14 protein-coding genes are annotated in these 15492 nt (G+C 34.0%); 10 read left to right on the top strand and 4 right to left on the bottom strand.

The window, feature by feature from the left end; all coding sequences use genetic code 11:
• Positions 1–4: 4 nt before the first annotated feature.
• Complete coding sequence (locus WFH39_RS04980; protein ID WP_336689033.1) at positions 5–1852, bottom strand: S8 family peptidase; 1848 nt, start codon at positions 1850–1852, stop codon at positions 5–7.
• Positions 1839–2633, bottom strand: coding sequence for a hypothetical protein (locus WFH39_RS04975; protein WP_336689032.1), 795 nt, complete (start codon positions 2631–2633; stop codon positions 1839–1841). The genes WFH39_RS04980 and WFH39_RS04975 overlap by 14 nt, the downstream gene beginning before the upstream one ends.
• A gap of 131 nt (positions 2634–2764) precedes the next feature.
• Here WFH39_RS04975 and WFH39_RS04970 point away from each other — a divergent pair, with 131 nt between their 5' ends.
• The 4 genes from WFH39_RS04970 to WFH39_RS04955 all read left to right on the top strand — a co-directional run bounded on the left by WFH39_RS04970 (position 2765) and on the right by WFH39_RS04955 (position 8360).
• On the top strand, positions 2765–3874 hold the full coding sequence (locus WFH39_RS04970; RefSeq protein ID WP_336689031.1) for a hypothetical protein: 1110 nt from the start codon (positions 2765–2767) through the stop codon (positions 3872–3874).
• 32 nt (positions 3875–3906) lie between these two features.
• A complete protein-coding gene (locus tag WFH39_RS04965; RefSeq protein ID WP_336689030.1) occupies positions 3907–4419 on the top strand; it encodes a DUF7935 family protein in 513 nt (170 codons plus the stop codon).
• 21 nt (positions 4420–4440) lie between these two features.
• Positions 4441–5052, top strand: coding sequence for an inorganic pyrophosphatase (locus WFH39_RS04960; RefSeq protein WP_214589666.1), 612 nt, complete (start codon positions 4441–4443; stop codon positions 5050–5052).
• 581 nt (positions 5053–5633) lie between these two features.
• Complete coding sequence (locus tag WFH39_RS04955) at positions 5634–8360, top strand: sodium-translocating pyrophosphatase (protein ID WP_336689029.1); 2727 nt, start codon at positions 5634–5636, stop codon at positions 8358–8360.
• A 177-nt stretch (positions 8361–8537) separates the two neighbouring features.
• On the opposite strand, the gene WFH39_RS04950 is transcribed toward WFH39_RS04955, so the two are convergent.
• Positions 8538–9677, bottom strand: coding sequence for an aminotransferase class I/II-fold pyridoxal phosphate-dependent enzyme (locus WFH39_RS04950; RefSeq protein WP_336689028.1), 1140 nt, complete (start codon positions 9675–9677; stop codon positions 8538–8540).
• Positions 9678–9765: 88 nt separating this feature from the next.
• Here WFH39_RS04950 and WFH39_RS04945 point away from each other — a divergent pair, with 88 nt between their 5' ends.
• The 4 genes from WFH39_RS04945 to WFH39_RS04930 all read left to right on the top strand — a co-directional run bounded on the left by WFH39_RS04945 (position 9766) and on the right by WFH39_RS04930 (position 12254).
• The gene (locus WFH39_RS04945; protein WP_336689027.1) at positions 9766–10812 is read left to right on the top strand and encodes a M28 family metallopeptidase; all 1047 of its coding nucleotides are present in this window, start codon (positions 9766–9768) and stop codon (positions 10810–10812) included.
• 75 nt (positions 10813–10887) lie between these two features.
• Positions 10888–11325: a GNAT family N-acetyltransferase gene (locus tag WFH39_RS04940; RefSeq protein ID WP_336689026.1), complete on the top strand. Its 438-nt coding sequence runs from the start codon at positions 10888–10890 to the stop codon at positions 11323–11325.
• A gap of 1 nt (position 11326) precedes the next feature.
• The gene (locus WFH39_RS04935; protein WP_336689025.1) at positions 11327–11689 is read left to right on the top strand and encodes a glyoxalase; all 363 of its coding nucleotides are present in this window, start codon (positions 11327–11329) and stop codon (positions 11687–11689) included.
• Positions 11690–11753: 64 nt separating this feature from the next.
• A complete protein-coding gene (locus WFH39_RS04930; protein WP_336689024.1) occupies positions 11754–12254 on the top strand; it encodes an endonuclease V in 501 nt (166 codons plus the stop codon).
• A 402-nt stretch (positions 12255–12656) separates the two neighbouring features.
• Here the strand turns inward: WFH39_RS04930 and WFH39_RS04925 are convergent, their stop codons facing one another.
• The gene (locus tag WFH39_RS04925; RefSeq protein ID WP_076390327.1) at positions 12657–13025 is read right to left on the bottom strand and encodes a winged helix-turn-helix transcriptional regulator; all 369 of its coding nucleotides are present in this window, start codon (positions 13023–13025) and stop codon (positions 12657–12659) included.
• Positions 13026–13273: 248 nt separating this feature from the next.
• Here WFH39_RS04925 and WFH39_RS04920 point away from each other — a divergent pair, with 248 nt between their 5' ends.
• Together WFH39_RS04920 and WFH39_RS04915 are read left to right on the top strand one after the other, a co-directional pair.
• The gene (locus WFH39_RS04920; RefSeq protein ID WP_336689061.1) at positions 13274–14191 is read left to right on the top strand and encodes a ClpXP adapter SpxH family protein; all 918 of its coding nucleotides are present in this window, start codon (positions 13274–13276) and stop codon (positions 14189–14191) included.
• Positions 14192–14846: 655 nt separating this feature from the next.
• A complete protein-coding gene (locus WFH39_RS04915) occupies positions 14847–15482 on the top strand; it encodes an NAD(P)-dependent oxidoreductase (protein ID WP_336689023.1) in 636 nt (211 codons plus the stop codon).
• Positions 15483–15492 lie beyond the last annotated feature (10 nt).

The following is a 15492-nucleotide window of genomic DNA, read 5'->3' as shown; positions in this document are numbered from 1 at the left end:
ATTTTTATTCCTTAACGAATTTCTTGAAATATTTTAACTTAGAATTATCATTAGTAATCTCAATAAAATAAGTACCTTTTAATAAGTTTGAAATATCTACTGATGCAGTGTTTATGATAGAGATTTTGTTTTCAAGCACTAATCTGTTACTTATATCAAATATTTTAATTGTACTATTTTTTAATTCTTTATTTGTTTTAATAAATAGATTGTCTTTAGCAGGAATTGGATAGAGCGTAATATCTTCATTCTTAATTTCAACAATTTTTGAAGAGCTATTTTTAGCTATTTTTCCGGTATCCAAAGATTTATTTTGGTTAGGATTAAAATTAAAACAAGTATTTTGATTTTCTATGTAGAAATAATGACTTTTTCCATTTCCTGGCTCTAGAACTGTATTTGTATCTAAAATAATGCTTTTCTTGGCTTTAAATTTAACATTGGCATTTTGTGTAAAACTTTCATTTTGAATTTTTATAGATTCGGGAGAATTTGTAAGTTCAAAGTCCCATTTTTCAAAGTTTCTATTCTTTATTAGTACTTCACCTCCGTTTGCAGGATTCATTTGCCATGCAATTTTTGTAGCTTCACCGGCATCAATTCTTCCTGCACCAAGTTTTCCTAGATAGGGTTGATTCTCCTGAATGTTATCTAGTCGGGCTGAAGTAAGTTTTAAGATTGTTTCAACCTCTTCAGTATTTAAACAACTATTTGCAGTTAACATTAAACTAACAACTCCCGAAACTTGTGGTGCTGCAATTGATGTTCCGTAAATATGGGTATATTTTGTTCCTTGATTATTGTAATTTGGATCAAATAGCGAAACCACATCATAACCTGGAGCTCTCAAATCTACCATATCATTTGTCTGATGTCTATCATTATTTACACCTGGACCAATTCCTACACGATCTTCCCAATTGAAAGGAAGTCCTGCACCAGATCCACAGCAGGCAACATTTCCAACTTTTGCAAAACCCACTGATGAAACACTTATTACATGATTATAACTTGCAGGATAAACATAATTATCCGGACCTCCACAAGTTCCACCATTTCCAGCAGCAACAACGATAACTGTTCCGTTCTGATGAACTTCGTCAATAACAAGCTGATCTATTGAACTATAACTGCATGAATTATACCAACTAGCATTTACTACTCTTGCGCCATTTTGTGATAAAACAAGCAAAGTATTCATCATTGCCCCATCATACATATATTTAAATAATACTTTTGAATTAAAGCCAATTCCAGCCATACCAATATTGTTATCTGTAGCTGCCGCGGCAATTCCTGCAACCGAAGTTCCATGCCAATCGCTTACATTTGTAAGCATTGTTACTTTTCCTTGTAAGTCTTCATGAGTAGTATTAATTCCGCTATCAGAAATCCCAATATTAAAATTTGGATCACCAGTACTATAATCCCATGCTGTTCTAAGATTAATCAAATCAAAATTTCTATGATGATAAACAGGATCTATCAAATCATAGTCATTGGGTGTATAAAGTAAGGTTTCTCCTTTATAAGTTTCTTCAGTATAAGGAAAATATTGTTTATACTTATTTAAGTCACTAATTAAACCTGCACTTTTAGTTTCTAATAAATAGATGGTCCTTAGGTAAGGCATTTTTGATGTAGGGAAAGCCTTCTCTAAATTGATGACTCCATGTTTGGAAAAGATATCTCTTACCTGTATATCATTATGTGATATAACGGTTTTTCCATCAATTGTTGTTATTTTTGGAACATTGTTTTCATCAGGAATTTCAACATAATAAAGTTTATTCTGTCCAAATAAAAACGATGTTGCAAATAATAATATTGGAAGTACTTTATTTTTCATCATTTTTAACAGTATTTTTAAGTTTTTGAATCTCCTTTTGCTGTTGTATTACATAAAGCGTTAATTCTTCTACTTTTTTTAACAAAAGAATGTTCATTTCTTTTAATTCAATACCATTTTTTATTGCTTCATCAGTTGATGGAACTTCTGGAAGATGTTTATTGGTTTTAATGTAATTTTCCAAACTGTTTAAATCCATTAATTTATAACTGTCATCAAAAACATAATCTGCCCATCCATTTGATGAAGCTATATCTACTTTTACTTTTTCGGTTCTAATTCCATCTTTTACAAAAAGACGGTAATCATTACAATCTGTACAAGAGTTATTTGGATTAGTGCCTAAAAAAAGTTTACCGTTTGCTCTTAATGACATAATCCATCCATATGCTGCAGAAGTTCCCCATCCTGCTACGTCAATGATTCCTGGATTATTTGGCTGATATTGTGTGTATCGAAGAAAAACAAGAGAATTTCCATTGTCATGATTAGCTCCTTCGTTTCCTACATAAAAGGTGTCGCTTAGAATATTAGTTAGAACTTGGGTTCGTCCCGATACTTTTAGAGCAATATCGTTTGCGGGAGCTCCGGCTAGTCCAATATTTCCGCTAGAGTTCACTCTTAGTCTTTCTTGATTATTGGTTTTTAGTACAAGGTCTTGATTATCAGAAGTTCCAATGTAGTTTGTTCCGGGTGCAGTTCCAGAGTTGCCATTTAAATTCCAAGATTGAGCTGTAGAGATTGCATTAATTGCAAGGGCAATTAAGATAATTGTTTTTTTCATGATTAAAAGATTATTTTTTATTTTGTTATAGCTTTGTAAATCTATAAAAATTAAATTACCAAACAATACTTAAAATGTTAATTAAAAATAATAAAATCATTAAACTTCTACTATCACTTTATTTATGTTTAATGACATATTATCTCTATACGCATCAATATTACAATTCAGATATTGAAGCTTACATGGGATTAGTATATAAAGCTAATTTCCCTGATATGAAAATTGAAGAGATCCATAAAAAAGTTTATAGTGAACTTAAAGAAAAAGATCCGGATGTAGGTAAGGTAAATATGGAAAGGAAAGAGGAAGCGATCGGAGATAACAGTTATTATAAGAATTTATCTGAAAATCCTAAAATGTATGAGGAAGAACTTCAGTTATTTACAGTAAAACCGTTTTACAATTTAATAAACTCAGTCTTTTTTAAGTTTGGATTTTCTGCTTCAACATCTACTTTTCTTATTACTATTATTTCCTATGTCTTAATCGTAATTCTGATTTTTATTTTTTTAATAAAAATACTTAGAAATAATTATCTGGCTTTTATTTTAACCATTTTGATCTCATTATTCAAACCTCTCTTAGATACCTCAAGACATGCTACTCCGGATGGCTTTTCTACATTACTTTTATTACTTAGTTTTTATTTTGCAATAATGAAAAGAAATCTTTTTGTTTCTACAATATTTGGAATTTTATGTATTCTTACAAGACCTGAATATTTTATTTTTTATGCATTTTTATCTTTACTAGTATACTTTTTCAGAAAGGATTTTAAATTTCAATCAAAAGAAATTTTATTTTCAGTTGGCTATTTTACATTAACTTTCGCAATCATACAATATTTTAACCAGATCCCGTGGTCTGTTTTGTTTATGAACCAGTTTACAAAAGTTCAGCTTTATCCGATTTCAAATCCCGATGTATTTAATTTTCGTGAATATTTAAACTGTGTGAAAGGAAAAATACTGTTTGAATGGAATACATCTTACTTCCCGTTACTGCTAATTTTTATCATTATTATTTTAGATTATAGATTAATCATTAGTAAAAACAGAAAAAGTTTAATTTTCTTAGGTCTGTATGTTGCTGTTTATCTTACTGTTTCATTACGTTTTATTATGTTCCCAACATTAGTAAACAGAATGATGGTTGGGTTTTACTTAATTATAATTTTGTCGTTAATTGCGTATCAGAATTCGAAAAAGCAAATATTAGCTCATACTATAGAAAAATAGCCAAATAATTACTAATTTTGCTACCTCAAATTATGACAAGTTTTTCAGGATATTTACCCTATGCTTTCGCATTGATTGTTGCAATACCTTTTCTGGTTTTGCTGAGACAGTTTGTATTTACTTATATTAAACTTAAAGAGCAGGAAATCAGATTACTTTCTGTAAAGTCGAATTCCGAAAATAAAACCCAGTCTTACGAAAGAATGACACTATTTATGGAAAGATTAAAACCGTCCAATCTTATCCAGAGGTTTGATAAAGGTCTTGCAGTCCATGAATTTATTTTTCTTACCGAAAAGGCGATCAATGAAGAATTCGATTACAACGCTTCCCAGCAATTGTACATCACTAAAAATTCGTGGAAAAATATTGTCGAGTCAAAAAACGCAGTTATAGAACTTCTTCACAGAACTTACGAAGGAATCAACGGTAATGCAAGCCTTGATGAGTTCAAAACCATTTTTCTGATGAATTATATGGAAGGAGAAGATTATATTTCTATGACCATTGAAGATTTAAGAAAAGAAATTTTAATAATAGCTTAACTAAAAAATAAATTTTAAATAATGATTCCAAATTTTAAAGCACATCCATGGCACGGAATTTCTGCAGGAGAAGATGCGCCAAATGTTGTCAATGTTTTCGTGGAGATCGTTCCTTCAGACACTATTAAATACGAAGTAGATAAAGAAACAGGATTTTTAAAGGTAGACCGACCTCAGAAATTCTCAAATATTATTCCGGCATTATACGGCTTTGTTCCAAGAACCTATTGCGACACTGCAGTAATGAACTTAGCGGTTGAAAGAGGTGCTACAGACGTTACAATGGGAGATCACGATCCGCTTGATATCTGTGTTTTAAGCTCTCACAACATTCACGCAGGAGGTTTGTTAATGGAAGCTATTCCAATCGGAGGTTTCAAAATGATCGACGGAGGAGAAGCAGATGATAAAATTGTTGCCGTAATGATCGGCGATCACGCATTCGGACATTTCAGAGATATTTCAGAATTACCGGAAGCAGAAGTGAAACGATTAATGCACTACTTCCTTACTTACAAGAACTTACCGGATGAGCCTGCAAAATGCAGAATTCAGGAAGTTTACGGAGCAGAGCACGCTAAAAAGGTAATCAAAGCTTCTCAGGACGATTATTCAAACAAATACGGAGGATAAAATTCTCATATTTTCAGGTAAAAGTAAAGGATAGATGGTTTTGTTTATCCTTTTTCTTTTTGATAGTTTTAATTCAGAAATCACACCTTTCGACAACAATAAAGAACAGAAATATTATCAGTTTTTAATTTTTTAGGAGCTGTTTCCTGCTTTTCACTGTATCTTTTTTGTTACGGGCTCCGCTTAGCTCCGCCCGCAACAAAAAAGGATGTCGTTTCAATCAGGGCTAATCATTATTACTTTTAATATCATACAAACCAAACCTCATAGGTTTTTAAAACCTATGAGGTTTTCATCTGTAACATTTATGAATGATAAAAATCCTTCAAAAGTCCTTTTAATTTTATCTATCAAATATATTTGTCATCATTGACTGAATAAAATGCCATTGATTTTCCGCAGATTGCATTAAAAAATTAATAACTCAATTTACATAACAGCTTATTCAAAATTTAAACATAATAAATTCAATCCGTTTAATCGTTTAACTGCTAATTTTGAAATAGTTATATATATTTTAACATAATCCATAGAAATTATTCGTTATATTTAATAATCTATTACCAAAAAAATATTAAACTATGGATCTATTTGTGTTAGTACCAATTTTTGGTGTCATTGCCTTACTGTATACTTTCATCCAAAGTAACTGGGTAAATAAGCAGGATGCCGGAAATGAAAAAATGAAAATTATCAGCGGACATATTGCTGACGGTGCGATGGCTTTTCTAAAAGCCGAGTACAGGATTTTAACCTATTTCGTAGTTGTGGTAGCGATTCTTTTAGCGGTGATGGGGATGAGTAATGCCAACTCCCACTGGAGTATCGGGATTGCCTTTATAGTCGGAGCTATATTTTCCGCATCGGCAGGTTTTATCGGAATGAAAATCGCCACAAAATCCAATGTAAGAACTGCACAGGCTGCGAAAACATCTCTTTCAAAGGCTTTAAAAGTTTCTTTTACTGGAGGTTCCGTAATGGGAATGGGAGTCGCTGGATTAGCGGTTTTAGGATTGGGAGCATTGTTCTTAATTATTAAACAGATTTTTGCACCTCATGCAACTGTGGATTCTCATGAAATGGAAAGAACGATTGAAATTCTTACAGGATTTTCTCTGGGAGCTGAATCTATAGCCCTTTTTGCAAGAGTAGGAGGAGGAATCTACACAAAAGCAGCAGATGTGGGAGCTGATTTAGTAGGAAAAGTTGAAGCCGGAATTCCGGAGGACGATCCCCGAAATCCCGCAACCATTGCAGATAACGTTGGAGATAACGTTGGTGACGTTGCAGGAATGGGAGCTGACTTGTTTGGTTCTTATGTAGCAACGGTACTGGCAACTATGGTTTTGGGAAGAGAAACCATTTCTCAGGATTCTTTCGGTGGCTTTGCCCCGATACTTCTTCCAATGCTTATAGCAGGAACAGGAATTATTTTTTCAATAATAGGAACCCTGTTTGTCCGAATTAATGATAACGAAGGATCTTCCACCTCAAGTGTGCAGAATGCTTTAAATCTGGGAAACTGGGGAAGTATTGTGATTACGGCGGTAGCTGCTTATTTTTTGGTAAATTATATTTTGCCCAACAAAATGGTTCTAAGAGGACACGAATTCTCTAAAATGGGTGTTTTTGGGGCAATTATGGTAGGATTGGTTGTAGGTACTTTAATGAGTATCATCACAGAATATTACACTGCAATGGGAAAGAGACCGGTTTCGAGCATCGTTAGACAATCTTCAACAGGTCATGCCACCAATATTATCGGAGGTCTTTCTGTAGGAATGGAATCTACGTTGCTTCCGATTATTGTTTTGGCAGGCGGAATTTACGGATCATATCTTTGCGCAGGATTATATGGTGTAGCCATAGCAGCAGCCGGAATGATGGCAACAACGGCTATGCAGCTGGCTATTGACGCTTTCGGACCGATTGCAGATAACGCAGGAGGAATTGCCGAAATGAGTGAACTTCCCAAAGAAGTTCGTGAGAGAACGGATATCCTTGATGCAGTAGGCAATACAACGGCAGCCACAGGAAAAGGTTTTGCAATCGCTTCTGCTGCTTTAACGGCTTTAGCTTTATTCGCGGCTTTTGTTGGAATTGCAGGAATTGACGGAATTGATATTTACAGAGCCGATGTTCTTGCCGGATTATTTGTCGGCGGAATGATTCCTTTTATCTTTTCATCTCTCGCAATTACTGCGGTTGGACAGGCTGCAATGGCAATGGTAGAAGAAGTTAGAAGGCAGTTCCGCGAAATTCCCGGAATTCTGGAAGGAAAAGCGCAACCGGAATACGAAAAATGTGTAGCTATTTCAACCGATGCTTCCATTAGAAAAATGATGCTTCCCGGAGCGATTGCTATTGTTTCCCCATTACTGATAGGGTTTATTTTCGGACCTGAAGTTTTGGGAGGTTTTCTTGCCGGAGCAACGGTAAGCGGAGTTTTAATGGGAATGTTTCAGAATAATGCAGGCGGAGCCTGGGATAATGCAAAGAAATCTTTTGAAAAAGGAGTAGATATCAACGGGCAGACGTACTATAAAGGTTCTGAACCACATAAAGCTTCCGTAACGGGAGATACGGTAGGAGATCCGTTTAAAGATACTTCAGGACCTTCAATGAATATCCTGATTAAACTGATGTCGATTGTTTCTTTGGTGATTGCTCCGACATTGGCTATTTTACATAAAGATAAAATAGAGGCCAACAGAAAAGCGAAAATTGAAGCTTTAACAGGCGTTTCAGGTGTTTCAGTGAATAATCCTACAGGAACAGTAGCCGTTGTTCCACAGGAAATAAAAGGCTATGTTAATAAAAGCGGAGACTTTGTTTATGATACAGGAAATATTCAGGAAATACAGCTGAATGGAGGAAAAAAAATAAAAATCGGAGAAGGAAGCCAGTTGTATCAAATGTACAATTCGGTTAAAAATAAAGATCAGGGAGTTTTGGATCCGAATAAATGGTTTACGGTAGAAAATCTCTACTTTGAAACAGGTTCCAGTGATTTAAAAGTGGGTTCGGAAGTTCAGTTATTAAATTTAGTTGAAATCATGAATGCCTATCCGTCTTTAAAAATTAAATTGGGAGGTTACACCGATAATTCAGGAAATGAAGAGAGCAACCAGAAACTTTCCAATCTTAGAGCCCAGACTGCAAAACTGAAACTGCTGGAATTGGGGATTTCAGGAGACAGGGTAGAAGCAGAAGGATATGGTTCTCAGCATCCTGTTTGCGCAGCCAACGATACGGACGAATGTATGGCAAAAAATAGAAGAATTGATGTAAGAGTTTTGTCTCTGTAAAAATCAACTTTAAATATTGAAAGCACTGCATCATGCGGTGCTTTTGTTTTAAATATCATTTAAATTTTCCTGCCAAGAAATCTGCTCAATCAACAAAATAAAATATTTCATGCTGTCATTTCGACAAAAGATATATCTACAAATAAAGAAATGAAGATCTTTACACTGGCAGTAATTTTAAAGATTCTTTTTCAAATACTCAATCGCATTAATAATCAGATCATCATTTTTAGCAAAACTAAACCGGATATAATCTGAATTCTGTCTGGAATTGTAAAAAGCCGATAAAGGCAGACATGCGACTTTCTTTTCGATAGTCAGCCATTTTGAGAACTCTACATCTGTCATTGTTTTTGAAACAGTTCTGAAATTCACGATTTGAAAAACGGCACCTTCTGCTTTTTGTTCCACAATGAAAGGCGTTTCTTTAATCAGATCATTAAAAAGATCACGCTTTTTTTGCATTACAGTGTGATTTTCAGAAACATCAAAAACTTCCAGATATTTGGCTATTGCGTACTGACATGGCGCGTTTGCGCTATAGGAAATGTACTGTTGATGACAGCGGAATTTTGCCGTTAATTCTTCAGGCGTCAAAAGATACCCCACTTTCCATCCTGTAGAATGAAACATTTTTCCAAAAGAAAAAATGCAGAAGGTTCTTTTTTTGAGTTCAGGATGAAGAAACGAACTGTAATGTTCCTTTCCGTCAAAACAATAGGTATCATAAATTTCTTCGGAAATCAAATAAATTTCCTGATGTTTAATAATGCTGTATAATTGATTCCAATCTTGTTCAGACCATATTTTTCCGGTTGGATTTTGTGGCGAATTTACGATAATGGCTTTTGTTTTTTCAGAAATGCAGTTTTGCAGTTTTTCCCAATTTATCGAAAAATCATTGTCAAGATCATAATAGACAGGAATACCTCCATTAAGGAAAATGGATGGACCATAGGTATAATAAGAAGGCTGTATAATGATAACCTCATCTCCCTGATTAAGAATAGATTTAAGGGAGGTATATAAAGCAAAAGTTGCACAGGGAACAATCGTAACTTCATTTTGCTGTAATCGGATGCTGTTTTTTCTGTTAGAATTAAAACGGATTACATTTTCTATCAGAAGCGGATTTCCTGCAAGTGGTTCATAATTATGGCTGTTAAGATCTGCAGCTTCTTTCAGATATTCCCGTAAGCGATGGTCAATATCAAAATCCGGCAGTCCCAAAGACAGATCAAAGCTGTTGTTTCTAACTGCCAGTTCAGACATTTCGGTAAAAAAAGAATAATGATTGAATCCGTAGATATTCTCCATGCTTTTTGCATTTATTTCAAATATAAGAAAAATAGCAATCCGTAAAAGATTAAATATTTTTTGTTATTTTTAGGCAAATTATTCCATAATGAGAAAATTATTCATTCCACTATTTTCACTTGCTGTAGTGGTAAGCTGCGGAACAGCAAAAAACGCAGCCGATGCAGGAGGAGCCCAATCTTCGTCTGTCGCAAAAGGTGATAAAGCTTTTCTGTCTGCCTATAAGGAAATTAAGGCAGAAGATTTAAAAAAAAACTTATACGTTATTGCTTCCGATGAAATGGAGGGCAGAGATACGGGAAGTCCGGGACAAAAAAAGGCAGGACAATATATGGTGAACTACTACAAAGGTTTGGGAATTTCTTATCCTAAAGCTTTGGGATCATATTATCAAAAAGTTCCGGCAGATTTTATGAAGAAAAGAGGCGGTGGAAATCTTCCTGATTCCGAAAATATTTTAGCCTTTATCGAAGGATCTGAAAAGCCGGAAGAAATTGTTGTGATCTCCGGTCATTATGATCACGTAGGAACAAGAAACGGAGTGGTTTATAACGGAGCGGATGACGACGGAAGCGGAACAGTCGCGGTAATGGAGATTGCGAAAGCTTTTCAGGCTGCTAAAAAAGCAGGAAACGGTCCGAAAAGATCCATTTTATTCCTTCATGTAACAGGAGAGGAACATGGTTTATTTGGTTCTGAATTTTACACGGATAATCCTGTTTTTCCTTTGTTAAATACGGTTGTAGATTTAAATATTGATATGATCGGGCGTGATGATCCTGAAAACAGAGGAAAACAGTATGTTTACGTTATTGGATCTGAAATGTTAAGTTCTCAGTTAAAGGTTATCAATGAAGCGGCAAACAAAAAGACCAATAATCTTGAGTTAAATTATAAATATGACGATCCCAATGATACCGAAAGACTGTATTACAGATCAGATCACTATAATTTTGCTAAAAATAATGTTCCGGTAGCATTTTTCTTTGACGGTATCCACGAAGACTATCATAAACCAACGGATGATGTAGAGAAGATTGATTATAATCTGCTTGCGAAAAGAACCCAGTTGGTTTTTACAACGGCTTGGGAAATCGCCAACAGACCAGACAGAATCGTTGTTGATAAGAAATAATTGAATTAAACAATACAATATGAAAGGCAAATTAGCAGATCAGCAGTTTGCCTTTTTATTTAAATTAAAATTTGCATGAAAATCCGTGAAGCTGAGCTGAAAGATATTCCACAGATCCAAATCGTAAGAAATTCGGTGAAAGAAAACACGTTATCTGATCCGAGTCTTGTTACAGATCAGGATTGTGAGAATTTTCTCTTTAACAGAGGAAAAGGCTGGGTTTGTGAAGATAATGACAGAATTTTGGGATTCGGAATTGTAGATATCAAAGAGAAAAGCATCTGGGCGCTTTTTGTTCATCCGGAATTTGAGAATCAAGGAATCGGGAGAAAACTTCATAACACCATGCTGAACTGGTATTTTGATCAGACGGACGAGAAAATCTGGCTGAGTACTTCTCCGGACACAAGAGCAGAGATATTCTACAGAAAATCCGGATGGACAGAAAACGGAGCTCACGGAAAGAATGAAATAAAATTTGAAATGGCTTATAACGACTGGAAAAACAGATAATATGGAACAGAATATAAAATCAATGCGACCTTTCGTAGGTTCTGAAAACTTTGAAACCAGCAGGAGTTTCTACCGTGATCTGGGTTTTGAAGAAGTGGTTCTGGACGCTAAAATGTCTTTATTTAAATGGAACGGAGCCGCTTTTTATCTCCAGGATGCCTATGTAAAAGACTGGATTGATAATACCATGCTTTTTGTGGAAGTTGAAGATACAGACAAATTTTATCAGGAACTTATCAGTTTGCATCTTACTGAAAAATATGAAAAAGTAAGAATATTGCCCGTGAGAACGATGGACTGGGGAAAAGAATGTTTTGTGCATGATCCTTGTGGAATTCTGTGGCATTTCGGAGAATTTTTCTAATCAATTGGAGTTAAGAGAAAATTTTACCATTATTTAAAAACAATAATCAACGACAAGACGAAGAATGATTTACGCTTTCGATACGTATTATTACGATGACTACGCCCATACAGTTTGTTTAGCCTTTCAGGATTGGGATTCTGAACATGGAACAGCAATTTTCACAGAGAAAACAACAATTACCTCAGAGTACGAAAGCGGAGCCTTTTATAAAAGAGAATTACCATGTATTCTCAGTCTTTTACATCAAATAGACCTTAAAGAAGGTGATATTATCATTATAGATGGCTACGTAACTTTAGATGAAGAAGGAAAAATAGGACTTGGAGGACATCTTTATGAAGCTTTAGACCAAAAATTTCCGGTGGTCGGAATTGCAAAGAACGGTTTTAACAGTCCGGATTCACGAAGAAGAGCGGTTTATCGTGGAGAAAGTAATACTCCCTTATTTCTGACTGCAAAAGGAGCAGATGTAGATCAAATAAAACAAAAAGTTGAACAGATGCACGGAAATTTCAGAATTCCGACATTGCTTAAAAAATTAGATCAGCTTTCCCGAAGTTAAAATATTGTAACTTCCAACGGCTAAAACACCTAAAATTTGTTTAAACTTTTTTACCACAAAAGAGGCAAAAGATTTAAACACTTTAGTTTCTAAGTTTAATACTTAAATGAAAAAGAGTACATAAGTTAAAAAAATCAAAGATTTTTCACTTTGCATGCTTTTGAAATACTTTAAATAAATCCAATAAAGTCTTTTATATCTTTTGCGGTTAAATTTAAAATTAGTTTAAGCAAGTTCCTATTTAACTTTAATTTGCACGATTTTCTATAAAGTGACAAATGTCATTCAAATATTATTTTTATTAAGTCTAAATAAATATAAATTTGTTTAATAAAAAATCAAAGCACTAAAACACATATCAATCATATCCATATCAATTTTTGTTTTTTCAACCGGCAGAAACTATTTGTCGGTTTTTTGATATAAAGATTTCCTGTACTCAATTCCCCATTTGGCAATTTCATCAATAATCGGCTCAATGGTTTTCCCATATTCGGTTATTTCATATTCTACAGTTACAGGTTTTGTGTCCAGAACAGTACGTTTGATGAGATGGTTGATTTCCATATCCTGAAGTTCTTTTGAAAGCATTTTGGCTGCAATACCGTCAATTTCTCTTAAAAGATCCATAAAACGCATTTTTTCGCTCTGCATTAAAGTTCCGAGAATATGAAATTTCCATTTTCCGGATAAAATTTCCATTGAATCTTTAATGGCGTTCATACGGTTTTTACAGATAGGAGTAATATTCAGGTTAGCTTCTTTTTTCATGATTTCAAAATAAATTATAATGCTGTAAAGATAATAAAAAAACAGAAAGGTAGTTTCCTCGAGGAAACCAGTTTCTAAAAGGAAATCCATTACCAGAGTATGATGATTATATATTAGATTTGTGGTAACATTAAAAAATTGTAAAATATTTATCATCGCAAAAAATGATAAACAATAAAATACTAACATTTATGTTCCTCACCGCAGCTTTAAGCAGTTGTAACGGACAGAATGATAAAAGTAAAAAAATGGAAAACAGATCTACAAATCCTCTATTATGCGATCCTGCGACAGGAGTTTGTGAAGTTCCCGGAGAAAAGTTTGAAATTGGGAATATTGATGTAATGACTGACGAAAAACCTGTAAAAGTTATTTATTTTACAGACCCAATCTGCTCTTCATGCTGGGGAATTGAACCTCAGTTGAGAAAATTAAAACTGGAATACGGAGATAACGTAGATATAGAATACAGAATGGGAGGGCTTCTTCCGGACTGGAGCTATAACAGCGGAGGAATCAGCAAACCTTCTGATGTTGCGCATCATTGGGATGAAGTAAGTCTTTATTACGATATGCCTATCGACGGCGATATCTGGCTGCAGGATCCGCTTGACTCTTCTTATCCTCCTTCTATCGCTTTTAAAGCTGCGCAGATGCAGGACAGAGAAAAAGCACTGGATTTCCTGAGAGAGCTTCGTGAAATGGTATTTTTGAAGAAAAAAAATATTGCAAAATGGGAGCATATGGTAACCGCAGCAAAAAAAGCAGGATTAAATACAGATCAGCTGAAAAAAGACTTTGAAGGAAGAGCAAAAGAGCTTTTTCAGGAAGATCTGAAGCTGGCAAGAGAGATGGGAGTTCGCGGTTTTCCTACGATGTTTTTTACCAATGATGCAGGAAAAAGAGAAATTGTGTACGGTTCTAAACCTTACGCATTCTATGAAACGGCTGTTCTGCGAGTGAATTCGGACACCAAAAAATCTGAGTACTCTAAAAACTGGGAGAATCTTTTTGAAAAGTATAATTCGCTTTCTGCAAAGGAATTTTCAGAATTATCGGGAATTCCCAGAAAGGAAAGTGAAAGACTGTTAAACGAGCTTTCAGAGAAAGGAAAACTAGAAAAGCTGACCACCAAAAACGGTTCTATGTGGACCCTTAAATCATAATTAATTTCATTAATATTTAGCAAGTTTTTTTTAACATCCGGAAGTTTATTGAATTTCCGGATTTTTTGCCTTTATTATCAATGTAAAAGAATCTGCTCTTTAGGAGCAGATCCAGTAGATAAATACATCTCATTTTTTTAATTAGACAACAATAAAAAAGCACAGCCGACGATGCTGTGCTTAAATTTTTATAAATTTAATTGCGATTTCAGAATTGAAAAAAGCAAAATATGTTTCCACTTCAGTTGTATTTCATAGTAAATGTAGGAATAAAATGTTTGCCAGACAATACACTAAATGTTAAAATTTATATTTTTTGATTGATAAATTTGTGATATTATTTTTTTGTTAAATAATCTCCAAAAGCTGATTTATGGTCTTCTTTTTGTTCTTATATCCTTCCTGTAGATTTTATTTTTTTGATACAGAAGATCAGATCTTTGTTACTTTTTTGCATTAAATATCTTCTCATCATTGAAAAATTCCTATCTTTATCTCATCAAAATCTCTTTATAAATAACGCCCAATATTTCAGGATAATATTAAAGCCTGAAAATCCTATGGTTCAAAATCCTTGAACCCATAAATCGTTTTTTTAAACCTAAAAAGCAATTGTACATTAACAATTTTGCTTTTGCATTATAAAGAGAATATCATGAATACAAATACAATAGCCGTTATCGGCGGAACAGGAAAATCGGGAAAATTTCTTGTTCAAAGTCTTTTAAATAAACAATATCCCATCAGAATGTTATTAAGGAATCCTGAGAATTTTACTCTTAAAAATCCTTTGATTAATATTGTGAAAGGTGACGTCAGAAATTCTGAAGCTGTTCATCATTTAATTAAAGATTGTGATGTAGTGATAAGTACATTAGGACAATCAGTCGGCGAAAAATCAATTTTCAGCGACGCAACAGGTAATATAATTAAAGCAATGAATTCCTACGGAATCAAGCGTTATATCGTTACAACAGGACTGAATGTAAATACACCATTTGATCACAAAAATGAAAAGGTGAAAATGGCAACCGACTGGATGTATCAAAATTATCCCGAAACAACTACCGATAAGCAAAAAGAATATGAGCTTTTGAATGAAAGCAATCTGAACTGGACATTGGTAAGGCTTCCTTTAATTAATCTGACTGATGAAAGTTTTGTTACAGAAACAAGTCTTCAGGATTGTAAAGGTGAAACAATTTCCGCAACAGATCTGGCAAAATTTTTAATTTCTCAGATGGATGATCAGACTTTTTGTAAGCAGAGTCCGTTTTTGTATAATATATAAATCTGATCAA

The organism is Chryseobacterium sp. MMO-72, assembly GCF_037146035.1.
Taxonomy (GTDB): domain Bacteria; phylum Bacteroidota; class Bacteroidia; order Flavobacteriales; family Weeksellaceae; genus Chryseobacterium; species Chryseobacterium indicum.
Note: the sequence above shows the minus strand (reverse complement) of the source record. Positions and strands in the feature narration are given on the sequence as shown.